The organism is Ideonella sp. WA131b (assembly GCA_023657425.1).
In the GTDB taxonomy this organism is placed as follows: domain Bacteria; phylum Pseudomonadota; class Gammaproteobacteria; order Burkholderiales; family Burkholderiaceae_C; genus Rubrivivax.
In genome coordinates, this window is sequence record JAGTJW010000001.1 from 1,588,799 (window position 1) to 1,612,027 (window position 23,229).

Consider the following 23,229-nt stretch of genomic DNA (forward strand, 5'->3'; position numbering starts at 1 on the left):
CACCGCTGCGCCGCCTCGGCCGAAGCGCTCGTCCTCGTGATCCCACGGGCCCCTGCCCCTACGCGCCGGGCCTGTGCTGACGGGTACCCCAGGAGTACCGCGTGACCCCGCTGCGGTCCGACTTCTCCCGCCTGCCGCGCCGCGCGGCCCTGTTCGTGCAGATGAATGACCTGGTCTGCCGCGACGGCCATCTCGTGCCGCTGCTGTTCCGCCGCTACGTCAGTGCGGTGGCCAACAACCTGGTGGTGCCGCCCACCGGCTGGGACCTCGACATGAGCACGCTGGCGCAGTGGTGGCAGCGCTGAGCCGCCCGGGCGCTACATGCCCTTGAACAGCCCGGTGTAGCTGCGGCTGACCTCCAGCCGGTCGCTTCGGCCCTTGACGCTGACGATCTGGCGGCCGCGGAAGTCGCGCGTGACGCCCGCGATGGCCTTCACCGCCACCAGTGTGCTGCGGTGGATCTGCCAGAAGGCACGTGGGTCCAGCTCGTCGACCAGCTCCTTGATGGGCTTGCGGATCAGGGCCTCGACCTGTGCCGTCTGCACGCGCGTGTACTTCTCGTCGGAGATGAAGAACAGCACCTCGTCGACCGGAACCATCTGGATGTTCGGCCCCACGGTGGCCTGGATCCACTCCAGATACTGCGGCGGCTGGCCTGGGTTCAGCCGCGCCGACAGCTGGTGCAGCAGGGCCTGCAGATGCGGCCCCGGAGGTGCCTCGACACTGGCGTCGCGGCGTGCCGCCAGGCGCTGGCGGATGCGCTGCACGGTGAGCGCCAGGCGCTCAAGCTCGGCGGGCTTGAGCACGTAGTCGGCCGCGCCCTGCTCAAAGGCCTCCACCGCATACTGGTCGTAGGCGGTGATGAACACGATCTCGGGCAGCAGCACCTCGTCGTCGGCCCCGCCGCCCTCGGGTGGGGCCAGCTGCGCGATCTGACGCGCCGCCTCGACGCCGGTGGCACCGGGCATGCGGATGTCCAGGAAGACCACGTCGGGCCGGTGCTCGCGCACCAGCTCCACCGCCTCCAGGCCGTTCTTGGCCTCGGCCACCACCTGCAGCTCGGGCCAGGCCGATGCCAGCCGCGCGCGCAACTGCTCGCGCATGAGGCGCTCGTCGTCGGCGATCACGGCGCGGGGAGCGGGGGTGTTCATCGCATGCTCGGGTCAGGAAAGGCCGTGCATGCTAGGAGCGTCGGCGGCAGAAATCCAGCCCCGGCCCGGCGCGGGGCTGGATTGCTGCCGCCCACGCTCCTAGCCCGGATGTCGCGGCACCTCCGCCGTGGCGTCGTCGACCGTCTTGTAGGGCACGGTGATGCGGACGACCGTACCGCCGCCCGGGTTCTCGGCCACGCTCAGGGCGGCGCGGCTGCCGTAGAGGAGCTGCAGCCGTTCGCGGATGTTGGCCAGGCCGACCCCGGTGCCGGCGGTGGCGGCCTTGCCGAAGCCCAGGCCGGTGTCGGCCACCGTCATCTGCAGCTTGCCGTGCACGATCTCGGCGGCCACGCGCAGCCGGCCGCCCTCGGCCTTGGGCTCCAGGCCGTGCTTGATGGCGTTTTCCACCAGCGTCTGCAGCATCATGGGCGGAAACTCCGCCGACAGCAGACCCTCGGGCACGGCGATCTCGGTGGCCAGCCGCTCCTCCATCCGAACCTTGAGGATCTCAAGATAGGGCCGGATGACGGCGATCTCGCGGCCCAGCTCGCGCACGCCGCTGCCCGATCCGCTGCCGGGCCCGCCCGCGGCCTCGCGCATCGTCGGCATGCTGGCGCGCAGCAGCGCGATCAGGTTCTTCTGCATCTGGCTGGCGCGGGCCGGGTCGGTCTCGATGAGGTGGTCGATCGAGGCCAGCGTGTTGAACAGGAAGTGCGGTTCCACCTGGGCCTGCATCGCGGCCATGCGGGCCTCCACCACTTGGCGCCGCAGGCTCTCGGCCTCGGCCGTCTCTGTGGCGCGCGCGGCCTGCTTCTGGGCCTGCTGCGTGCCCTTGTAGGTGAACTTGAGGATCGCCGAGGCCGCGATCCACAGCAGCGTGAACTGCATCATCGCGTCGCCGATGCCGTAGCGCACGGTGCGGGTGCGCGGCTCGCTGCCGAGATGCTCGGCCAGGGCCTGGGCCTCGCGGCGCGCGGCCTCGGCCTCGCGCATCGCGGCCTCGGCCTCGCGCGTGGCCTCTTCGGCCTCGCGGCGGGCCTCCTGTGTGGCCTGCTCGATCTCGCGGCGGGCTTCCTCGAGCGCCTCGCGCACGACCTCGGCGGTGCCGGGCGGCAGCGTGATGCGCAGGTCACGGCTGGCCGATGCGGCCGACTCGGCGGCGCGGCGGGCGTGCTCGGCCGATTGCTCGGCCGCGCTCGCCGCCTGCTCGGCGCCCTGCACCCGCGGGCCGATGCGCACGCCGTCGCGGCCGATGCTGATCTCGACGCTCTCGCCGGGCTTGGGCGGCGTGATCTCGACGCGCGGGTCGGCAGGGCGCGGCGCGGCGGGCGGCCGGGGCGCCTCGGGCACCCGGATCACCACCGCGCGGGTGTCGGCCACCTGCTGCGTCACCGTCCAGGTGAAGGGCGGCATGTCGTGGACGATGGCGACCACGATCAGCAGCAGCAGCGACAGCACGATGAAGCGCCGCCAGCTGATCGCCACCAGCCAGCGCGCATAGGCGTGGAAGCCGCGCACGCTGCCTTCGCGCAGCCGCTGCCAGCGGTCGCGCCAGGGGGGGGCGGGGGGCGGGGTGGCAGAGGCGTTCATGGGGGGGCGGCTCGAGTACGGTGCACTGTACGCAGCCGCGGGCGGCCCGCGAGCGCCGGGCGATGCACCGGGGCCACCCCGCGACAGGCTGCAGCCGGCCCGGATGGGCGGCACGGCCGCCGGGGGCCCTGTGCCCCGCCGGGGCGTCAGCGCGCCGGTTCGGCCGCCAGCGTCGCGGTGACGCGGCGCGGGTTCAGCCCGAGCTTGGGGAAGTCGGCCATCGCGGCGGAGAACATGGCCGCCAGTGTGGCGTCGCTGGCCGAGGTGGACACGCTCTCGTGGCTGGCGCGCGCCTCGAAGAGCGGCTTCCCGCTGGCGCGGTCGCGGATGAGCAGCGCCACCTCGCGCTCGTAGCGGGCGCTCAGGTCGAACTGGGCGCTCAGGCCCCAGCGCGGGCCAGCCCAGGGGTTGGGGCGCCAGGCGCCGAACCCGCCGCGCCACCAGAACGGGTCGGCCCAGGGGGCGTCGGCACGGCCGACGCGCGAGCCGACCTGCACCAGCACGTCGGGAGCGGCGCCGTCGGCCGCCGGTCTGAAACCGGCCTGCGCAAGGGCGCCGCGGGCGCCGGCTTCGAGCGCCTCGGCCTCGGCGGCGCGCGCCTGCTGCGAGGGCAGCCGCTCGAAGGCGTAGGTCCCGGCCTTGCGGTCGGCCGGCCACTCGCCAAAGCTCGAGACCTCGGCGGTGAGCGTGTTCAGGCCGGCGCAGCCGCTGAGCAGCAGCGAGGCCGCCAGCGCGGCGCCCAGCCAGGCGCGTCGGGGCAGGGTGTGCGGGGTGTGCATGGTGTCAGTCCTCCGTGGCGCCCGAAGCGGCCCGCCTCCGTTGCAGCGTCACGGTGGCCGTGGCCGATGCGCAGGGCTCCTCGTCGAACGCGATGTCGCCGCCGGCCAGCGGCCGGCCCTCAGCTCGGATCGTCGTGAAGGGAAACAAGTTCCGGTCCATCAGGTGGCTGGGCACCACGTGGCCCATGGCCGTGAGCATGTTGTCGATGCGGCCGGGGTAACGGCGCTCCCACTCGCGGATCATGGCCTTCACCTGCACGCGTTGCAGGTTGTCCTGGCTGCCGCACAGCGTGCACGGGATGATCGGGAACTGCCGGTGCACGGCCCACTGCTCGAGGTCGGTCTCGGCCACGTAGGCCAGCGGGCGGATGACGACGTTCCGGCCGTCGTCGCTGACCAGCTTGGGCGGCATGCCCTTCATGCGGCTGCCGAAGAACATGTTCATGAGCAGCGTCACCACCATGTCGTCGCGGTGGTGGCCCAGGGCGATCTTGGTGGCGCCGAGCTCGCCGGCCACGCGGTACAGGATGCCGCGGCGCAGCCGCGAGCACAGGCTGCACATCGTCTGGCCCTCGGGGATGAGCTTCTTCACCACCGAGTAGGTGTCCTGGTTCTCGATGTGGAAGGGCACGCCGAGCTTCGTGAGGTACTCCGGCAGCACGTGCTCGGGGAAGCCGGGCTGCTTCTGGTCGAGGTTGACGGCCACGATCTCGAAGGGCACCGGCGCGCGCTGGCGCAGCGACAGCAGGACGTCGAGCAGCGCGTAGCTGTCCTTGCCGCCCGACAGGCACACCATCACCTTGTCGCCAGCCTCGATCATGTTGAAGTCGGCGATGGCCTGGCCGACCTGGCGGTGCAGCCTCTTGCTGAGCTTGTTGGCCTCGAAGCGGGCCTTGCGCTCGTCGTGCACCGGGGCTGCGTTGGGTGCGGCGGCCGCCAGCACGGCGGCCTCGATGCGGTCGTTCATGACGGGGCCTTGATCTTGAAGACTTCGCAGCCCACGGCGTCGCAGTCGGGGTAGACGTCGGGTTTCTCGGTGGCCACGCGGGCCGCGCGCACCTTGGGGTGGGCCAGCATGCGCGCGAGCACGTCGTCGGCCAACGTCTCCTGCAGATGGATATGGCCCTGGGCCACGCGCGCCATGATCTCGCGGCGGATGAAGTCGTAGTCCAGTACCTCGGCCAGCTCGTCGTGTTGCGGCGTGCTCTCGGCCAGCGGGACGTACAGGTCGACGTTGATCTTCACGCGCTGCTCGCCCTTCTTCTCGAAGTCGTGCACGCCGATGTTGATCCACACCTCGTAGTCGCGGAGGAACAGGCGCCGGCAGTCGGCGAGTTGTGGGTTGGTGAGCAGGGTCTGCATCAGGGGGCTTTCGGTACGCCCTCGCGCACGAGGAACATCACGTCACGGGTCTGGGGTGCGAGGTGCTGGCCGCCGTCCACCAGCAGTGTGGTGCCGGTGATGGCCGGGCTCTCGAGCAGGAAGCGCACGGCGCGCGCCACGTCGTCTGGTGTGGAACTGCGGCCGAGCGGCGTCATGCGGTGAGAGGCCTCGAACTCGGCGTCGCTCATGCTGCCCGAATGCAGCGTGACACCCGGCGCCACCCCGCACACGCGCAGGCGCGGCGCCAGCGCCTGCGCGAGCAGGGTGGTGGCGGCCTCCAGCGCCGCCTTGCTGAGCGTGTAGCTGAAGTAGTCGGGGTTGGGGTTCCAGAGCTTCTGGTCGAGCAGGTTGACGACGGCACCCTGCGCGCCCTCGGGCAGCGCGCGGTGCAGCGCGCGCGCCAGCACGATGGCCGGCGCGGTGTTGGCGCGCCACATGCGCTCCATCACCGCAGTGGAGAAGCTCGCCACGTCGTCGAGCTCGAAGGCCGAGGCGTTGTTCACCACCGCGTCGATGCGGCCGAAGGCCCGCTGCACGGCCGGCACCAGGGCCTCGCAGGCGGCCTCGTCGGCGAGGTCGGCGGCGAAGGCCTCGGCCCGCGCACCGGCCGCGCGCAGGTCGGCCACGGTCTGAGCAGCGGCGGCGGCGGAGTGGCGAAAGTGCACGGCGATGTCAAAGCCGTGCGCGGCGAGATCCTGCGCGATGGCCCGGCCGATGCGCTGCGCACTGCCGGTGACGAGGACAACGGGGCGTTGAGACATGCTTCCTACAATGCCGCCGATGGCTGCACACAGCGGGGCAGAGAGTGTATCGGCGCCCCCTCTCCCCGAAGGCCCGACGCCCCTGAAGGCCCGCATTGCCCAGGCCGTGATGGCCGGCGGCGGCTGGCTGCCCTTCGACCGCTGCATGGCGATGGCCCTGTACGAGCCGGGCCTGGGCTACTACGCGCGCGGCACGCCGGTGTTCGGCACCATGCCGCAGTCGGGGAGCGATTTCGTCACCGCGCCCGAGCTCTCGCCGCTGTTCGGTGCCGCCCTGGCGCACCCGGTGAAAGAGGCGCTCGACGCGGCCGGCGCCGACACCGTGATCGAGTTCGGCGCCGGCAGCGGCGCGCTGGCCGAGCAGTTGCTGGGCGCTCTGGGCGGGTGCGTGCGCCGCTACCGCATCGTCGAGTTGTCGGCCGCGCTGCGCCAGCGCCAGCAGCAGCGCCTGGCGCCGCACGGCGACCGCGTCGAGTGGCTCGAGGCCTGGCCCGAGGCGATGCACGCCGTGATCCTGGGCAACGAGGTGCTCGATGCCATGCCCGTGACGCTGCTGCACTTCGACGGCACACAGTGGTTCGAGCGCGGCGTGGCGCTGCAGGGCGCGGGCTTGGTGTGGGCTGACCGCCCGACGGCGCTGCGGCCGCCGCACGCCGGGCCCTTCGTGCCCGGCACCACCACCGAGATCCACCCCCAGGCCGAGGCCTTCGTGCGCGGCCTGGCCGAGCGGCTGGCCTGTGGCGCGGCCTTCCTCATCGACTACGGCTTTCCCGAGCACGAGTACTACCACCCGCAGCGCGTCGGCGGCACGCTGATGTGCCACCGCGCGCACCAGGCCGACTCCGACCCCCTGGCCGACGTGGGCACAAAGGACATCACCGCCCACGTCAACTTCAGCGCGGTGGCGCTGGCGGCCCAGGACGCCGGCCTCGACGTGCTGGGCTACACCAGCCAGGCGCGCTTTCTCTACAACGCCGGCATCGCCGGTCTGCTGCACGGGGCCGACCTGCCCGCGCGCACCATGGCCGCACGGCTGGTGAACGAGCACGAGATGGGCGAGCTGTTCAAGGTGCTGATGCTGGGTCGCGGCCTGGCCTTCGGCGCCGCCGGACCGCTGGGCTTCGTGGCGGGCGACCGCTCGCACACCCTGTAGGCCGCGGCATGCGCTGGGTGCTCGTGTTCCTGCTGGCCACGCTGGTGTTCAACGCGCTGCACGGCTGGATGACGAAGATCGGCCTCGGCCGCCTGCCCGGCGACTTCAGCTTCAAGGCGCGCGGCCGCACCTGGCACGTGCCGCTGGCGAGCTCGATCGTGTTGTCGGTGCTGATGGCGATGATCGGGCTGCTGATTTAGGAGCGTGGGCGGCGTCAGGGCTCGATGCGCCAGCCGTGACCGCACTTGCGGCAGCGCACCTCGACCTCGTCGCCCGCCGCATCGCCGCGCAGCAGCTCAAGCCGGCCGTAGGTGCGGCAGTGCGGGCATTCGGCCTGGTTGGCGGCCGACTCGGCGCGCGCCATCAGGCCCAGGTAGCGGCGCAAGGCCCACACGCCGGTGCCCGTGCAGACGAGGATGGCGGCGACGTCGGTGAGGCGGTCCTCCAGCCCCGTGAAGTGGCCGGCGGCCTCGAAGGCGGCGAACACGCCGATCAGGCACAGAAAGCACAGCACCAGGTGGGCGTGGCTGGCCAGCAGCGTGCGCTCGTACCACTTGCGAAAGCCGATGCGGCGGATGCCATCCGACAGCAGCATGGGGCGCCCTCCCCGTTCGTGATCGGGCAGCCATGGTGTCACGGATCGGCCGCGCCCGCGCAGGCCAATCTCGTGGCCAGGTGTTGCAGCCGCGCCGCGCGGACCGCGTCACCGACGGCCACGCCGCGGGCACCGGCGGCCTGTGCCGCCTGGGCCGCCGCCGCGGTGGGCCAGGCGACGAGCGCGTCCAGCAGGGCTTGCAGCGCCGTGGCGTGGCCGGCCCGCTGGGCCAGCAGGTCGCTCGCCTGCAGCAGCTGCGAGAAGCGCGCCGGGCGGCGCAGCGCATCATGGTGTTCGAAGGCCGCCAGCAAGGCCTGGGCTGTCGGCGCGGCGGCCAGGGCTTGCAGCGCCGCGTGGGCCCCGGGCAGGCGGGTGGCCAGCCAGGCGCTGTCGGCGTCGGTGCGCAGCGCGGCGGCGCGGCGCGCGGCGGCTTCGGCGCCCGGCGGCTGCAGCAGCAGTGCCGCGCGCGCCGGCAGCGCCACGCCTGCGGCCGCGGCGCGGTCGAGCACCGGGCCCAGCGCCGCCACGGCGCCGGACAGCGCCACCAGCTCGGGCAGCAGCCGCGCCAGCGCGCCGCAGCCGTCCAGCACCTGCAGCATCCGGCTGGGCTGCTGGGCCAGCAGCCCGCGCGAGAGCTCCTGCCACACGCGCTCGGGCACCAGCGCGTCGACCTCGCCGCTGCGCACCAGCTCGGCCAGCAGCGCCGCGGTCCCGGGCGCCACCGTGAAGTGCGGGAAGCGTGCCGCCAAGCGCGCCAGCCGCAGCAGGCGCACCGGGTCTTCGGCGAAGGCCGGTGAGACGTGGCGCAGCACGCCCGCGGCCAGGTCGGCACGGCCGCCGAAGGGGTCGACCAGCGTGCCGTCCTCGGCCTCGGCCATGGCGTTGATCGTCAGGTCGCGCCGGGCCAGGTCTTCCTCCAGCGTCACCCCGGGCGCGGCGTGGAAGGTGAAGCCGTGGTAGCCGCGGCCGACCTTGCGCTCGGTGCGCGCCAGCGCCACCTCTTCGTGCGTGACGGGGTGCAGGAAAACCGGAAAGTCCTGCCCCACCGGCCGGTAGCCGGCGGCCACCAGCTGCTCGGGCGTGGCGCCCACGGCCACCCAGTCGCGGTCGGCGGCCGGCAGGCCGAGCAGCCGGTCTCGCACGGCCCCGCCGACGACGTAGAGCTTCACGCTGCGGGCGTGTTCAGCGCTGCGTGCGGTAGGGCTCCTCGAAGTCGAGGAAGTCCTGCTCGGCCAGTGCGTCGGTGATCCAGGCCTTCACGCCCGGCGCCAGCGCGACGCGGCCGACGTAGTCCCAGGCATGCGGCGTCATGGGCAGCTGGTAGGTGCGCAGCCGCAGGCACACCGGTGCATACATCGCGTCGGCGGCGCTGAAGGCGCCGAAGAGGAAGGGCCCGCCGCTGGCGTTGAGCGCGTCCAGCCAGGCGGTCTCGATGCGCATGACGTCGTCGCGCACGGCGGCTTGCTCGGCCCAGACCCGGGCGCCCACGTCGGGCAGCGCGGCCTCGATGTTCATCGGGCAGTGGTGGCGCAGCGCCGCAAAGCCGGAGTGCATCTCGGCGCACAGGCTGCGCGCGCGGCCGCGCTGGCGCATGTCTTGCGGCCAGACGCCGCGGCCCGGGAACTTGTCGTGCAGGTACTCGACGATGGCCAGGGTGTCCCAGACCGAGAAGTCGTCATCCAGCAGCACCGGCACCTTGCCGGCGGGCGAGAAGCGCGCCACCTCCTTGCGGAAGGCCGAATGCGGTGTGAAGTCGAAGCGCAGCTTGATCTCTTCGAAGGGGATGCCCAGCTGCCGCATCAGCACCCAGGGGCGCATCGACCAGGACGAGTAATTCTTGTTGCCGATCAGCAATTGCATGGCGCAGGCTCCGCGGTGGGGTCGGGCGCCCATGCTACGGCGGCTGCGGCCGGCCGTTCATGGCTTGTCGGCGCCGCACCGATGCGCGGCCCTGATCAGCGACGGCGCGCGCGGAAGCGGTCCTGCAGCATGGGCCCGACGTGTTCGGCCAGGTAGCCGGGTGCCACGGCCTCCAGCGGCGCCGGCTCGATGCCCAGCTCGGCCAGGCCGGGCAGCGTGCCGCCGGCCACGTTGGGCACCGACATCGAGGCCACGTTGTCGCGCGACATCAGCGGCTCCCCCGGCAGCAGCTCCATCAGCAGCGCCTGCAGCGAGCCGGCCCAGCCCGGCAGCGGAAGCTGCGGCCGCTCGACGCCGGCCCAGCGCCCGGCCAGGCGCACCAGCTCCGACAACGTGGCCTCGCGCGGGCCGGCGCACTCGAACACCTGGCCGGCGGTGTCGGGGCGGTCCAGCGCGGCGGCGATGGCCCCGGCCACGTCGCCCACCCACACCGGCTGGAAGCGCGCGGCGCCAAAGGCCAGCGGCATGAAGGGCGCCAGCCGTTGCAGCTGCGCGAACACATTGAGGAAGCGGTCGTGCACGCCGAAGATCACCGACGGCCGCAGCACCGTGACCGCCAGGCCCGAGCCGGTGAACACCGCCTCGCCCGCAGCCTTGCTGCGCAGATAGCGCGACGGCGCGTCGGCCGCCACGCCCAGGGCGCTGACGTGCACCAGCCGCTGCACCCCCGCGGCGCGGCAGGCCGCCACGATGTGCCGCGGCAGCGCCACGTGCACGTGCTCGAACGCGGCCTGGCTGCCGTGCAGGATGGCGATGAGGTTGACCACCGCGTCGCCGCCCGCCACCAGGCCGGTGAGCGCGGCCTCGTCGTGCACGTCGGCGGTCACCAGATCGACATTGGGCAGCGGGCGCACGGCCTGCCCGTGCGCGTTGCGGCGCGTCGGCACCAGCAGGCGCAGGCCGGGGTGGCTTTCCGCCAGGCGCTCGCACAGCGCGCGGCCGACGAAGCCGCTGCCGCCCAGCACCAGCACGCGGTGCATGGAGGAAAGAAGCTGCATGGTCAGGGAAGCTCGCGGTTGGGTGCCGGCTCGCCGGGCGCACGCGGCGCGATGGGCGGCCCGAGCCGGGCCTTGATCGACGGCACCGGCTGGCCCAGCGCGGCGGCGTAGTAGACGCTGTTGGACAGCACCTTCTTGACGTAGTCGCGCGTTTCGTTGAACGGGATGCCCTCGGCCCAGGCCGCGGCTTCGACCTTCGCGCCCTCGCGCCAGCGGCGCGGCCGGCCGGGGCCGGCGTTGTAGGCTGCGGCGGCCATGGCCAGCGAGCCGCCGAAGTCGTCGAGCACACGCTTGAGGTAGGTGTTGCCCAGCAGCAGGTTCAGGTCGCGGTCGTTGATGAGCGCCGGGCTCCAGGCCAGCCCCAGCTGCTGGGCCGTCCAGCGCGCGGTGGCCGGCATCAGCTGCATCAGGCCCGAGGCGCCGACGTGGGAGCGCGCGTCCATGATGAAGCGGCTCTCCTGGCGGATGAGGCCGAAGACGACCGCCGGGTCCAGCCCGGTCTGGCGCGCCTTGGCCACCACCTGCTCGCGGAACGGGGTGGGGAAGCGCTGGCGCAGGTCGATCTCGGTGCGCGTGCGGTCGGAGGTGTTGATGCAGCGGTCCCAGACCTCGCGCGAGCAGGCCAGGTCGGCGGCGGCCAGCAGCTCGCGGTCGGTCAGGCCGCGCAGCGTGAAGTTCCACTCGCGGTTGCCGTCGCTGCGCAGACCCAACGCGATGAGCTGCAGCGCGCGCTCCAGGCCCGGGCGCTGCCGCGCGGCGGCGCGCTCGGCGTCGGTCAGCGGCGCCGGGGCGGCCGGGAGTGCGACGCGCAGACCCAGCTCCTCGGTGGCCAGCTTGCCGTAGAAGCTCAGCCGCGTCGACAGCGCCTGCAGCGTGTCGCGCCCCTGCTGGCGGGCGGCCTCGCCGGCCGGGCCGGCGCCGGCCTGCGCCAGCGCGGCGCGGGCTCGCCAATAGGTCCAGGCCTCGTCGGCGCGGTCGGCCGGGGCCATGGCGTCGATGGCCACCTGCACCAGCGGCCAGCGCCGCGCATCGGACTCCGGCGCCCGCAGCGCGGCCCGCACCTGCCAGGCCAGGGCCTCGCCGCTGAACGGCACCTCGCCGCCCGGGCGCGCGGCGGCGTCCCAGGCCTTCCAGGCGCGCAGCGCCTGGTCCAGCGCCTGCGTCTGCAACCTCAGCGCCGACTGCCGCGCCACCTGCGACCAGGCCAGCGCCTGGTGCAGCAGCGGCAGCCGGGCGCGGCCGGCGTCATCGGCCGGTGCCAGCGCCTCCAGCTGCGCGGCGGCGGCCTCGGGGTCGGCGGCGGCCAGCCGCATGAGCGCCAGCAGCTCGAGCTCGAACGACACCGCCGCCCGCGGCCTTGCCGGGCGCTGCAGCCAGCGCTGGGGGTCTTTCCACAGCGCATCGGCCACGTCCTCGAGCCCGGGGTCGATCAGCGCCACGGCGGCGCGCAGCGCGCGCGGCCGGTTGGCCTCGGTGGCGCTGCGGGCCTTGGCCCAGATGTCGGCGTCGCTCAGGCGACCGGCCTCGCGCAGCGTGCGGGCCAGCAGCTGGCAGCCGTCGTCGGCTTCGCGCTGCGCCAGCCAGGCGGCGCGGGCGGCGGCGCGCACGTCCACGCCGTCCTCGTGCTGCGTGATGAGGGCGTAGCAGGTGACCTCGCGGTCGTCGTTCATGCGAAAGCGCGGGAACTCGGCGCGGATGCCGGCCCAGTCACGCCGGGCGCCCAGTTCCAGCAGCCAGTCGTTGCGCAGCCGGTCTTCGACATAGGTGCCGGGCCAGCGGGCGTAGAAGGCGTCCAGATCGGCCTGGCGCGCCTCGACGAGGCGGTTGGTGAGTGCCCAGTAGTCGGCCCACTGCACCAGCGGGTGGCGAGCCCGCTGCAGGCTGGTGGCCGCCGCGTTCAGCGCCGCCTGGTCCTTGCGGCGCAGCGCCTCCCGGGCTTGCAGCAGCGTCTCGTCGGTGCCGGCGGCCAGCACGGTGGCGGCCGTGCCGCGGGGCGTCTGGGCCTGCGCGCCTACCGCGCCCAGCGCCAGGAGCGCAGCGCCGGTGCTCAGCAGGATTCTCCCCAAGGGCGGGATAGGGCGGTTCATGCGGCCGAATCTAGCGCATCGCCCGTTGGCGGGCGTCGGTCGTCTTGTGCAGTCTTTCCTGCGCCAGGAGGGCCGGCGCGCGACGGAGACGGACGCCGCCTGGCCATGGGCGGACAATACGTCGACGAGTCATCGCGCGTTGCCGATGCCGCACGCCGCACCGCCATGTCGCTGAACTTGCCTTCGTTCGAACCCTCGCGCAACAAGAGGTCGCTGCGCCGCCAGTTGCAGGCCGAGCGCCAGACCCTGATCGACCGCCACCAGCGCGCCATGCACCTGCAGGAAGTGCTGCGCGTGTACCTGCTGGAGCGCCGGGAGCTGGCCGTGGGCGCCTACTGGCCGATCAAGGGCGAGTTCGACGCGCTGCCGGCGCTCTACCGCTGGGCCGAGGCCGACGGCAAGCGCGTCATCGGCCTGCCGGTGATCGACAAGCAGACCAGGCAGCTGCGCTTCCAGATGTGGTTTCCGGGCTGCGAGATGGAAGAAGACGCCTACGGCATCCCCAAGCCCAAGGACACCCCGGTGTTCCACCCCACGCTGCTGCTCGTGCCCTGCGTGGGCTACGGTCCGGGCGGTGTGCGCCTGGGCTATGGCGGCGGCTTCTACGACCGCACCCTGGCCACCATCGAGCCGCGGCCGGTGACGGTGGGCCTGGTCTACGCGCACGGCTTCGTGCCCTGGCTCCAAGCCGAGCCGCACGACGTGCCGCTGGACGCCGTGCTCAGCGACGAAGGTCTGGCCTGGCGCGGGCCCCGGGGCTGACCCGCTGCGCCGCTGCGCCGCCCGCGCCAGGCGCTCACAACCAGCCCAGACGGCGGCAGATGTCCAGGCTGAGCGTGCTCTGGTTGAGCGTGTAGAAGTGGATGGCCGGCGCGCCGCCGGCCACCAGCCGCTCGCACAGCCGGGCCACGACCTCGATGCCGAAGGCGCGCACGCTGGCGGCGTCGTCCAGGTAGCCCTCCATCTTGAGAGCAACCCAGCGCGGGATCTCGATGCCGTCGCGCGCCGCGAACTGTGCGATCTTGGCGTAGTTGTGTATCGGCATGAGGCCCGGCACGATGGGCGCATCGACCCCCAGCGTGCGCGCCTCATCGACGAAGTGGAAGTAGGCATCGGGGTTGAAGAAGAACTGCGTGATCGCGCTGTCGGCGCCGGCACCCATCTTGGCCGCGAAGTGCTCGAGGTCCTTGCGCGCGTAACGCTGCTGCGGGTGGTATTCGGGGTAGGCGGCGGCCTCGATGTGCCAGTCGGCGCCCTGCGTCTGGCGCACGTAGGCGATCAGGTCGGCGGCGTAGCGGAACTCGCCGGCCACGGCGGTGCCGCTGGGCAGGTCGCCGCGCAGCGCCACCAGCCGGCGGATGCCCTGCGCGCGGTAGGTGTCGAGGATCTCCGCGAGCCCCAAGCGCGTGCTGCCGACGCAGCTCAGGTGCGGCGCGGCCTCATGGCCCATCGCCGCGATGTCTTTCACCGTGGCCAGCGTCTTCTCGCGCGTGGCGCCACCGGCGCCGTAGGTGACGCTGAAGAACTCCGGCCGCATGGCGGCCAGCTCCGACACCACCGTCTTCAGCTTCTCGCTGCCGACGGGGGTGTTGGGGGGGAAGAACTCGAAGGAGAGGGGAATGGGGGATGTCATTGCGTCGGGGCCTCGTTCAAGGCAGCCATCAGGTGGTTCATGAGACGGTCAAGGTGCGACGGGTCGTGCTGCAGCAGCACGCGCTGCGGCCACAGCGCGTCGGGGGTGGCGTCTTGCCCCGGCGGAAAGGCCGCAGCGTCCGGTGCCGACACCGACAGCAACGCGCCGCGCACCGGGATCGAAAGCGGGCGCGCTTCCAGCTCCTGGATCAGTTCGATCTTGTCTTGCGGCCACTGCCGCGCGAAGCCCTTGGGGTCGACCAGGCCCAGCACCTGCTGCGGCCCGCGCTGCAGCCACAGCATGAAGTCGGGCGCAAAGCCGCTGTCGCGCCACAGCCGCAGGCCGCCAGCGGCCGGGTTGCGCAGCAGGTACAGGCTGATGTCCTGCCAGGGCGCTTGGCCGTGGCGCTGCTGCCACCAGGCGCGCAGGTTCCACACGAACGTGGTTTCACCCGGGTTCAGGGCGGGAGGGCGAATCTGCACGGCGGCGTTGGCCGTCCAGCTGCCGGCATCGAACAGGCCGAGTTGCTCGCCGGCATGCCCAGGGTGCGCGGCGCCCGCTGGCAGCGCCTGCTCGGCCAGCAGCGGCGTGAACAGGTGCGGCAATCCGTGCAGCCGCGGCAAGGGCAGGGCCAACGCGTCGCGGTGCAGCTCGGCGTGGTTCTCGATGAGGGCTTGCACGCGCGGCACCAGATCCAGAAGGTGCGCGCCGTGGCGGGCCAGCACCGCCTGCACGTCGGCGATCAGCGCCTCGGGCGCCAAGCCCTGCTGCACCACACTTTGCACGGCACCCAGGATGGTGCTCTGCACGCCGCGCGCCACGTCCACTTCCAGCCGCCAAGCCAGGCGCGGCTGGCCTGCCACCAGTTGGCGCGGCAGGCCCGCGTTGTGCTCGTCCAGCGCGGCTACGTTCAGCTGCCCCATGCGCCAGCGTCGCTCGGTCTGCCGCCAGGCCCGCACAAGGCCGGTTTCCAGCGCCTGCAATGCGGTGGCTGCGCGCCGCGCTGCGCCGTGTGCGGGCACCTCGAACCAGCCCTGCGGCGCCCGCACCGTGCACCGCCCCAGCCAGCGCTGCAATTCCGCCGCCGAGAACACCAGCCCCGCCAGCGTCTGCCGCTGCTTCACCTGTAGCGCGTGCTGGTAGGCCACTTCGGTGTCCACGAAGCCCGCCAGAGAGGGCGTGAGCACCGCCGCCGGCCCCAGCACCTGCGCGCCGGCCAGGCCCACGGTGGCGCGCAGCTGCGGGTCGATGCAGGGGTGTTCGGGCGCCACGTCGTCGGCCTTGAAGACCACGCAGCCGGCAAAGCGATCGTCGCCCGTGAGCAAGGTCTTCAGCCCCAGCCCGGCCAGTGGCTCGTGGGGCAGCGTCACGGGCACGTGCAGCACCTGGGACTTCACGCCCTCCAGCGCCAGGGTGGCCAGGAACTGCTCCAGGTAGTCGGCCTTCACGCCAAACACCTGCAGGCTCTGCAGCACCTGCACCGGCAAGGGGGCGTCGTCGTCGCGCTGCAGGCTGAAACCCCGGCCGCGCAGCCGCACGCCGCGGCCGAACAGTTGCACGATCTCGGCCCCGGGGCTGCGCCCCACGTTCATCAAGCCCAAGGCGCTGACGCGCCAGCTCGACCAGCCTTCGATGAACATCTTGGCGCCCACCAGCACCGTGAGCCGTTCGTCGGCATCCAGCCGGGCGAAGAGGCTGCCGGCCATGCGGTCGGGCTCGCCGGCTGCGGCAATGTCGGCGGCCACCAGGGTGTCGGCCAGCTTCTTGGCCTCGCCCACGCGCACCACGCCAAAGTAGGCGTCGTCGGCCGCGCCCAGGCATTTCAGGCCCAGCTCCTGCGGGTTGAGCAGGTGCACGCTCAGCCGGCCGGGGCCGCCAAACACGCGCTGCGCCACGTCGGCGGCCAGCTCGGCAGCACCCCAGCCCCGGTCGGCCAGCCGCTGGCGCAGCCAGCGCAGGTCCAGCGGCGGCAGGCCGATCTCGGCCTGCGCCGGCTCGGCACCGGCCAGCACCTGCGCCATCTGCCCCGCCAGCCACGCGGTGTCGGCACTGGCGCGGCCCAGAAAGCGCAGCAACTCGGCCACGTCCGAGGCGGCGCCCCCGGCCGTCACGTCCTTGCCCACGCACGCCATCAGCGGTGCGGCGGCTAGCACGTCGCGGGCCAGATCGCCGTGCTCGGCCCAGGCCAGCCGCTGCTGGTAGAAGGCCAGCAGCCCGGCCGTGAGCGCGAAGTCGGCGCCCGCCGCCTGGCCGGCGTTGATCTGCCGCGGCTGCTTGCCGTAGCCCTCGCGCCAGAACCGGGCGTAGCCGAAGTCCACCGCCACGCAGCGGGCGTATTCGTCGTACAGCGCCTCGTCCTTGTCGGCAATCTGCGCGAAGGTGGCCGAGTACTCGAATGTGAAGCCGGCCTGCGCCTCGGTGCTGCCTGCGGCCAGGGCCTCGCGGATGGCCTTCCAGTCTTTCTCGCCGCCGCTGTTGCCGCCCTTGTGGCCTTCGTCCACCAGCAGCAGGTTGGGGCCCTCGAAACGCGAAGTGGGTTCGCTCACGCCCTTCTTGGGCCGCCGGGCGCCGGGGCCATCGACGTAGAACTTGGTGATCTCGGTGATGCGCACGCCCAGGGCGCCCAGGCCGGAGGCCTGCAGCTCGTCGGCATGCTGGCGCGAGAGGCCTTCGCCCGGGGTGATCAGCAGCAGCTGTTGCGGCTCGAACAGGTCGTGCGCCAGGAACTGCCGCAGGTTCATGTGCAGCACCAGCGTCTTGCCCGCGCCCGTGGCCATGAAGCAGGCCAGCTTGCGCGCATCGGCCGCGGTGTAGGGCGGCAGGTGCGGCAGCTCGCGCTCGCGCAGGGCCTCGATGGCGGCTACGTGGGCCGCGGTGTCGCGCACCAGGGCCTCCAGGTGCCACTCCACCACCGCACAGGCCAGCCACTGGAAGTGCGTCAAGCGCAAGGGCATCACCGGTGTGCCGGCGGCCAGCGCATGGGCGGCGCGGGCGCTGCCGATGGCGGCCTCGTGCTGGCCGATGGCGATGTCCCAGCGGCGCAACGCATCGGCCAGGCGGGCGGCGCCCGGCACCGCGCCGAGTGCGCGCGCGCAGCCGCTGCTCCCGGCGGCGTCGCGCCCCGGGTCGGCGCCGCGCAGCAGCGGCTGCAGCTCGGCCTCGCGCAGGCCGAAGGCGGCGGCAAATGCGCGGGGCAGCAGCAGGCTGGCGGTGAACGGCGGCCGCCTGTTCAGGGCCGGGCGCGAGGGCGCGCGCGCAGGGGCTGTGCGGCTGGGCATGGGCCGTTCCGGTTCAGTCCGCCGCGGCCGCATCGGCCATCGCCGGCACCCCGGCCTGTGCAGGGCTGGCGGGGCTGAACGCCGGATCGCGTTGCCACATGGCAGCGGCCAGCGCGGCGTCGATGGACTCGCCGCGCTCGCCAGCCCCCGGCAGCAGCAGGTCGCGGTTGTGGTGCACGCGGGCGTAGCTGGCCAGGCTGCGGCCGAAAGCCTGCTGCACGGCCCGGGCCAGCCAGTCGTACTCGGCCTGGGCGCGCGGACCCTGGGCCTCGGGCGGCAGGTCTTCCAGGTCGTGTTCGCGCAGCAGCAGCAGTTCCAGCGGCACGGTGCTGGCGGGCTGGCCGGGGCGGTGCGGGCGCACCTCGGCCAGCAGTGCGGTGCCGCCACCGGCGGCGGCGGGGCGCACCAACTGGCGCAGGCGCACCGGGTGCAGGCCCAGCAGCAGCAGGGATGTGTGCAGCAGGTCCACCGGGCGTTCCACGGCCTGGCCTTCCCAGACGGTGGGCAGGCGGTAGTCCAGCGGGCGCCTGAGCGCAGCGGTGGACAGGCGCACCGGGTTGGCGGGCGCCTGCGCCTGGGCCACCGTGCCCAGCACGTAGCGCAGCAGCGCGTCGAAGCCGGCCAGCTCGGCCTGGCCGGCCGCGGCCGTGGCGCCGGGCAGGGCCAGGGCGTCCAGGCTGTCTTCGTAACGTTCAATGCGCAGCACCTGCACGATGGGCAGTGTGCGGGCGGCCCAGTGCTCGTCGGCTTCTTCGCCCGCGGCGGGCTGGTGCAGCACGCCTTCTTTGGGCCGGCCGTCTTTCCATTCGGGGCAGGCCATCACCTTGGCCACCCGCGGCAGCGTGACGGTGTCGAAATACTCGCCTTGCTCCACCAGGATGAAGCGCCGCGCGCCGCCGTCGTCGCGGTTCAGGTTGATGACGGCGTGGGCGGTGGTGCCGGAGCCGGCGAAGAAATCGAGAGTGACGGCGTTCGGGTTGGAGGCACCAGCGACATAGATCGAATCCAAGACTGCAAATAGAGACTTTGGGTACTTGAATGGCGACTTTCGAAACAACTTCTTCAAGAGGGCTGTCCCATGCTCGGTTGCGCTATACCGCGCACCAAACCATGCCGTTACCGCAACCACGCCTTCTTCGTTTGGCCGTCGCTTGCAATACGGGTACAGCTTGCCCGAACGGTCTTCGCGAACCGCAACTTCATTCGGACTGTTTGCCACTTTCTCGTGACCCCAGCGCCAAGTCTTTTCATTGCCCTTGTCATCGAGAGGCAGCACGATCTGTTCTCCGCGCTGCGGCTTCTCTTGCAGTTCCCACTCCTCGGTGTCCTCGTCCCAGGTCATTCGGGGAACCCTAAGCCCGGCGTTGGAAACAAAAATCGGGTAGTGCAAGGCGCGCCTAGCTTCCCTGTCCGAATTCGAGCCTTCGCGCCTCAGATTTCTCCACTCAAACGGGCCTTGTTCGTCGGCTTCGTTGAATCGCGCAGCCTGTTCATCGGTTGGATTCATACGGCCAATAGTCGAAAGCTCAGAGCGGCCCACGAAATGCATGTACTCATGGGCAACTGAAAATCCGCGCTTCGTCGGCCTTCCTGACGGGTTCGACCTAACGGGCACTGTGCCAAGCAGGTTGTCCTTAAACAACGAATTCAGAAGGAGACGAAGTTCTGATTCCTCTGCATCGTCGATGGCTGCAACAAGAACTCCGTCTGACGGAAGCAGTGATTTGGCGCACTCAACGCGCTCGGTCATCAAGGAAATCCAGCTGGATTCGCGAAACCCGTTCTTGTAGTCAATGGGAGAGGCATCCGTGTTGTACGGCGGATCGATGTAAATGCACTTCACCGCCTCCCGCCACTGCGCCTGCAGCGTGCGCAGCGCCGCGTAGTTGTCGCCGTGCACCAGCACGCCGCCCAGGGCGGCCTGCAGGTCGGGCACCGCGGCCAGCACTGCCCACTGGAAGGCCTCGTCGAACAAGGCCGTGTCCAGCGGGAGGTGCGGGCAGCGCGCCAGCACCTCGGCGCCCGTGACGGTGCTGCCCTCGGGCTCGCCCAGCCACTGCCGCCAGCGCGCCACCTGTGGCGCATGCAGGCAGGCCTGCTGCACCAGCGCCGCGCCATCAGCACCCTGCCGCGCCAGCCACGAACACTGCACCAGGTAGTGCGCCTGCATCACGAACTTGCGCTTCTCGAACAGGGCGGCCTGCAGGTCTTCGAGTGCCGCGAGCACGGTGATGAGGGCGCGGCCGATGTCGCGCGCCACGGCCAGCTTGCCGCGTTCGCGCGCCAGCGCGGCGTCGGGCAGGTCCCACAGGTGCACGAACTCCGTCTGCAGGTAGTGGTCGAGCTCGTCGCGCAGGAAGGGGCCCAGCTGCGGGTGGACGAAGAAATCGGTGCTCTGGCCCTTGGCGTAGCGCAGGGCGTGGCGTTGCAGCAGCGCGGCGTCGATGCGGGCCGGCACGCTGGCGGACGCGGTGGCTTTGGCGAACCAGGCGTTGACGATGCGTTCCTGCACGCTGGCGCCTTCGGTGGCGGTGGCCTCGTCGGCATCGGGCGCTTCGTCGGTGGCCGCGGAGCCGCCGCGGGGCTTGCGCAGCGCGCCCGCGGCCTTGGCCTCGTCGTCGGCCAGCGGGCGGTGCTCGAAGGCCAGGCGCCACTCATCGGGGTGGTCGCCCCCCGGCGCGTGCAGGGCCACGGGCAGGTAGTGGCGCTGCGCGCCCTTGGCGTTGTCGCGCTCCACGTTGGCGGCCTGCACCACCAGCCGCACGCGGGTGCCGTCGGCCTGGCGGTAGGCATAGGCGGCAAAGCGCTCGCCGCTCTTCACGTAGTGGCTGCCCTTGGTGGCCCAGTGGAAATGGGTGTCGCTGCCGTCGTACGGCACGCTGTAGCGCCCGGTCTTGCCGCGGCGCTGGCGGGGCAGGAAGTCGCCGCTGTCGTAGTAGCGGTTGAAGAAGGTGAACAGAGCGTTGTAGACGCGGGCCTCTTCGTCTTCGGTGGCCAGGCCGGGCAGGCGGGCCAGCGCGGCCGTGATGCGCGCGGGCAGTTCGGTGGCCAGAAAGGCCTCCAGCTCGGCGCGGCGGTGGTTCAGCACGCGGTAGATGCCGAAGTCCAACTCGGCGGCGTCGAGCTCGAGGATGTCGCGCCGAAGAAGCTCAAGGAAGCGCTGGCGTGCGGTGCTCATGGGATGCTCGGTGTCGAAGGTGGGGTGTCCATGCGGGGCTCAAGGCGCAGGCCATGGGTGAGGCCCATCTCAGGCCTGCGTGGGGGCCGGCAGCGCACCCTGGAAGGGGTTGAGCACGCGCACGCCGCCGTAGTCCTGCCCGGGCACCATGTCTTCGCTGACGACGGTGTGGGCGCCCAGGCGTCGGGCGGCGCACAGGATGGCGGCGTCCCAGTGCGAGAGGTAGTGGCGGTGCCGCAAGGCCAGCGCTTCCAGCACGATGGCGCTGTCAACGGGCACCACCGGCCGGCGCGCGGCGATGCGCTCCACCAGGGCCTGCGCCGCGGTGGGCAGCAGCCCGTGGCGCGGCTGGCGCGCCTGGGCGTACAGCTCCATCAGCACCTGGGTGGAGACGCCCCAGTCGGTGCGTGCCATCCAGGCGCGTGCGGCCTCGCGCCTGGGCGCGTGGCTCTCGGCCAGCGAGGTGGCGTACACGAGGATGTTGGTGTCCAGGAAGTAGGGCGTGGCCATGCCGTCGAACCGCATCGTCAGCGTGCGCGGGCCTGCTTCAGCTCGGCTTCGCGGCAGTCGAAGTCGAGTTCGCGGGCGAGGGCTCGGTCGTGCAACGGGTCGCGGCCCAGCACCGGCGCATCGCCCCAGCGGCTGCCTTCGACGATGCGGTCCAGCTCGGCCAGGAGCCCGTCGGATCCCGCATCGGGGGGTGGCAGCGCCGATCCGAGGGCCGGCCCCGACGGCGCCTGCGCGTAGGCGGCCGGAGGCTCCCCGAAGCGCAAGGCCGTAGCGGGGCCTGCCGCGCTTGCGGGTTGCGCGGGCTCGGCCACGGCCTCCTCCACCAGCGCCATCAGCTCCCTTTGCAGGGAGCGGTGGTTGCGCTGGGCGCGTTGCCGCAACCGGGCCGCGATGGCCTCGGGGACGTCCTTGATCGACAGGCTGACACCCATGACTGCCTCCACAATGGAACCATGGCGCCATTTTGGCGCCATGCCGCGGGTGAATCAAGGCGCCCGGCGGGCGCCTTGGCGCCACGCCTCAGTACCGGTAGGTCTCGGCCTTGAACGGCCCCTGCTTGGGCACGCCGATGTAGGCGGCCTGCTCGTCCGTCAGCTCGGTGAGCATGGCACCCACCTTCTTGAGGTGCAGGCGCGCCACCTTCTCGTCCAGGTGCTTGGGCAGCACGTAGACCTTGCCGATGTCGTAGCTGTCGGGGTGGCTGAAGAGCTCGATCTGCGCGATCGTCTGGTTGGCGAAGCTCGCGCTCATCACGAAGCTCGGGTGGCCCGTGCCGCAGCCCAGGTTCACCAGGCGGCCCTTGGCCAGCATGATGATCTTCTTGCCGTCGGGGAAGACGACGTGGTCGACCTGCGGCTTGATCTCGTCCCAGGTGCAGTCGGCCAGCGCGGCCACGTCGATCTCGTTGTCGAAGTGGCCGATGTTGCAGACGATGGCCTCGTCCTTCATGGCCTCCATGTGCTGGCGCGTGATGACGCTCTTGTTGCCGGTGGCGCTGACGAAGATGTCGGCCTTGTCGGCGGCGTACTCCATGGTGACGATCTTGTAGCCCTCCATCGCGGCCTGCAGGGCGTTGATGGGGTCGATCTCGGTCACCCACACCTGGGCGGAAAGGGCGCGCAGCGCCTGGGCCGAGCCCTTGCCCACGTCGCCGTAGCCGGCCACCACGGCCACCTTGCCGGCGATCATCACGTCGGTCGCGCGCTTGATGGCGTCGACCAGGCTCTCGCGGCAGCCGTAGAGGTTGTCGAACTTGCTCTTGGTGACGCTGTCGTTCACGTTGATGGCGCGGAACATCAGCGTGCCGCGGGCGCTCATCTCCTTGAGGCGGTGCACGCCGGTGGTCGTCTCTTCCGTCACGCCGATGATCTCGGCGCCCTTGCGGCTGTACCAGGTGGCGTCAATCTTGAGCTTGGCCTTGATGGCGGCGAACAGGATCTCCTCTTCCTCGCTGCCCGGGTTGGCCAGCACCGACAGATCTTTCTCGGCCTTCTTGCCCAGGTGCATCAGCAGCGTGGCGTCGCCGCCGTCGTCGAGGATCATGTTCGGGCCTTCGCCCTGGCTGCCCGGGGCGCCGAATTCGAAGATGCGGTGCGTGTAGTCCCAGTAGTCGACCAGCGTCTCGCCCTTGTAGGCGAACACCGGCGTGCCCTTGACCACCAGCGCCGAGGCGGCGTGGTCCTGCGTGCTGAAGATGTTGCAGCTGGCCCAGCGCACGTCGGCGCCGAGCGCCTGCAGCGTCTCGATCAGCACGGCGGTCTGGATCGTCATGTGCAGGCTGCCGGTGATGCGCGCGCCCTTCAGCGGTTGCCGGGCGGCGTATTCCTCGCGGATGGCCATGAGACCGGGCATCTCGGTCTCGGCGATCTTGATTTCCTTGCGGCCCCAGTCGGCGAGGCTGAGGTCGGCGACGGCGTATGCGTCGGTGTGCAGGGGCTTGAGAACGGCGTTCATGGAAGCAGGCTCCAACGGAGGGTCGTTGACGGGCCTGCACGCGGCAGCGGGGGAGGGGGAATTCACGTCCACTCACCCACGAGTAACCTCGTGCAGGTGAGCGCGGTTGCAAGGAAGGGCTCCGAGCCTGGCCTTCGGGATGAAGGTTGCAACGCTCCTCGGCAGCGGCCAGCAGTGTAGCGAATCCCCGCAAACGCGGGGGCGTGTGGATTTCACGGCCGGGGTGGATCGTCAGGTCCGCGTTTGCCAGCGGCCCAGGC

At 71.8% G+C, this 23,229-nt stretch carries 21 protein-coding genes and 1 riboswitch; of the genes, 4 read left to right on the plus strand and 17 right to left on the minus strand.

Annotated elements, in window-relative coordinates:
• Window positions 1-101: 101 nt before the first annotated feature.
• Window positions 102-305: a hypothetical protein gene (locus KA711_07280; GenBank protein MCM0608784.1), complete on the plus strand. Its 204-nt coding sequence runs from the start codon at window positions 102-104 to the stop codon at window positions 303-305.
• Between the two features lie 12 nt (window positions 306-317).
• Here KA711_07280 and KA711_07285 read toward each other — a convergent pair whose 3' ends face one another.
• The 6 genes from KA711_07285 to KA711_07310 all read right to left on the minus strand — a co-directional run bounded on the left by KA711_07285 (window position 318) and on the right by KA711_07310 (window position 5,664).
• On the minus strand, window positions 318-1,151 hold the full coding sequence (locus KA711_07285) for a response regulator transcription factor (GenBank protein ID MCM0608785.1): 834 nt from the start codon (window positions 1,149-1,151) through the stop codon (window positions 318-320).
• A gap of 99 nt (window positions 1,152-1,250) precedes the next feature.
• Entirely contained in the window at window positions 1,251-2,741 is a 1,491-nt protein-coding gene (locus KA711_07290; GenBank protein ID MCM0608786.1) for a histidine kinase, read from the minus strand.
• Window positions 2,742-2,887: 146 nt separating this feature from the next.
• Window positions 2,888-3,520 (minus strand): DUF4136 domain-containing protein, encoded by a 633-nt coding sequence (locus tag KA711_07295; protein ID MCM0608787.1) that lies wholly within the window; start codon window positions 3,518-3,520, stop codon window positions 2,888-2,890.
• A gap of 4 nt (window positions 3,521-3,524) precedes the next feature.
• On the minus strand, window positions 3,525-4,487 hold the full coding sequence (gene ttcA / locus KA711_07300; protein MCM0608788.1) for a tRNA 2-thiocytidine(32) synthetase TtcA: 963 nt from the start codon (window positions 4,485-4,487) through the stop codon (window positions 3,525-3,527).
• Window positions 4,484-4,882 (minus strand): dihydroneopterin aldolase, encoded by a 399-nt coding sequence (locus tag KA711_07305; protein ID MCM0608789.1) that lies wholly within the window; start codon window positions 4,880-4,882, stop codon window positions 4,484-4,486. The genes ttcA and KA711_07305 overlap by 4 nt, the downstream gene beginning before the upstream one ends.
• Window positions 4,882-5,664 carry an SDR family oxidoreductase gene (locus KA711_07310; protein ID MCM0608790.1) on the minus strand — a complete coding sequence of 261 codons (783 nt, stop codon included), beginning with the start codon at window positions 5,662-5,664 and terminating at the stop codon, window positions 4,882-4,884. The genes KA711_07305 and KA711_07310 overlap by 1 nt, the downstream gene beginning before the upstream one ends.
• Between KA711_07310 and KA711_07315 the strand changes: the two genes are divergently transcribed.
• Together KA711_07315 and KA711_07320 are read left to right on the plus strand one after the other, a co-directional pair.
• Window positions 5,663-6,817, plus strand: a complete 1,155-nt coding sequence (locus KA711_07315) for an SAM-dependent methyltransferase (protein ID MCM0608791.1) — start codon at window positions 5,663-5,665, stop codon at window positions 6,815-6,817. The two genes, KA711_07310 and KA711_07315, sit on opposite strands and share 2 nt — an antisense overlap.
• Before the next feature lie 8 nt (window positions 6,818-6,825).
• A complete protein-coding gene (locus KA711_07320; protein MCM0608792.1) occupies window positions 6,826-7,017 on the plus strand; it encodes a DUF2905 domain-containing protein in 192 nt (63 codons plus the stop codon).
• A gap of 14 nt (window positions 7,018-7,031) precedes the next feature.
• Here KA711_07320 and KA711_07325 read toward each other — a convergent pair whose 3' ends face one another.
• The 5 genes from KA711_07325 to KA711_07345 form a co-directional block, all read right to left on the minus strand.
• Window positions 7,032-7,412, minus strand: a complete 381-nt coding sequence (locus KA711_07325) for a hypothetical protein (protein ID MCM0608793.1) — start codon at window positions 7,410-7,412, stop codon at window positions 7,032-7,034.
• 38 nt (window positions 7,413-7,450) lie between these two features.
• Window positions 7,451-8,581, minus strand: coding sequence for a multifunctional CCA tRNA nucleotidyl transferase/2'3'-cyclic phosphodiesterase/2'nucleotidase/phosphatase (locus KA711_07330; GenBank protein ID MCM0608794.1), 1,131 nt, complete (start codon window positions 8,579-8,581; stop codon window positions 7,451-7,453).
• A gap of 13 nt (window positions 8,582-8,594) precedes the next feature.
• Window positions 8,595-9,272, minus strand: coding sequence for a glutathione S-transferase family protein (locus KA711_07335; GenBank protein MCM0608795.1), 678 nt, complete (start codon window positions 9,270-9,272; stop codon window positions 8,595-8,597).
• A 95-nt stretch (window positions 9,273-9,367) separates the two neighbouring features.
• A complete protein-coding gene (locus tag KA711_07340; protein MCM0608796.1) occupies window positions 9,368-10,312 on the minus strand; it encodes a complex I NDUFA9 subunit family protein in 945 nt (314 codons plus the stop codon).
• Window positions 10,313-10,332: 20 nt separating this feature from the next.
• A complete protein-coding gene (locus KA711_07345; protein ID MCM0608797.1) occupies window positions 10,333-12,417 on the minus strand; it encodes a transglycosylase SLT domain-containing protein in 2,085 nt (694 codons plus the stop codon).
• A gap of 165 nt (window positions 12,418-12,582) precedes the next feature.
• Here KA711_07345 and KA711_07350 point away from each other — a divergent pair, with 165 nt between their 5' ends.
• Window positions 12,583-13,179 carry a 5-formyltetrahydrofolate cyclo-ligase gene (locus tag KA711_07350; GenBank protein ID MCM0608798.1) on the plus strand — a complete coding sequence of 199 codons (597 nt, stop codon included), beginning with the start codon at window positions 12,583-12,585 and terminating at the stop codon, window positions 13,177-13,179.
• A gap of 34 nt (window positions 13,180-13,213) precedes the next feature.
• On the opposite strand, the gene metF is transcribed toward KA711_07350, so the two are convergent.
• From metF to KA711_07380, 6 genes are all read right to left on the minus strand, one after another.
• The gene (gene metF / locus KA711_07355) at window positions 13,214-14,050 is read right to left on the minus strand and encodes a methylenetetrahydrofolate reductase [NAD(P)H] (protein MCM0608799.1); all 837 of its coding nucleotides are present in this window, start codon (window positions 14,048-14,050) and stop codon (window positions 13,214-13,216) included.
• Window positions 14,047-17,328 (minus strand): DEAD/DEAH box helicase family protein, encoded by a 3,282-nt coding sequence (locus KA711_07360; protein ID MCM0608800.1) that lies wholly within the window; start codon window positions 17,326-17,328, stop codon window positions 14,047-14,049. The genes metF and KA711_07360 overlap by 4 nt, the downstream gene beginning before the upstream one ends.
• Before the next feature lie 13 nt (window positions 17,329-17,341).
• Window positions 17,342-20,506 (minus strand): site-specific DNA-methyltransferase, encoded by a 3,165-nt coding sequence (locus KA711_07365; protein ID MCM0608801.1) that lies wholly within the window; start codon window positions 20,504-20,506, stop codon window positions 17,342-17,344.
• Between the two features lie 69 nt (window positions 20,507-20,575).
• Entirely contained in the window at window positions 20,576-21,016 is a 441-nt protein-coding gene (locus KA711_07370) for a PIN domain-containing protein (GenBank protein ID MCM0608802.1), read from the minus strand.
• A gap of 17 nt (window positions 21,017-21,033) precedes the next feature.
• Window positions 21,034-21,447: an Arc family DNA-binding protein gene (locus tag KA711_07375; GenBank protein MCM0608803.1), complete on the minus strand. Its 414-nt coding sequence runs from the start codon at window positions 21,445-21,447 to the stop codon at window positions 21,034-21,036.
• Window positions 21,448-21,535: 88 nt separating this feature from the next.
• Window positions 21,536-22,969: an adenosylhomocysteinase gene (locus KA711_07380; GenBank protein MCM0608804.1), complete on the minus strand. Its 1,434-nt coding sequence runs from the start codon at window positions 22,967-22,969 to the stop codon at window positions 21,536-21,538.
• Between the two features lie 91 nt (window positions 22,970-23,060).
• Window positions 23,061-23,136: riboswitch (S-adenosyl-L-homocysteine riboswitch) on the minus strand.
• Between the last annotated feature and the right edge of the window lie 93 nt (window positions 23,137-23,229).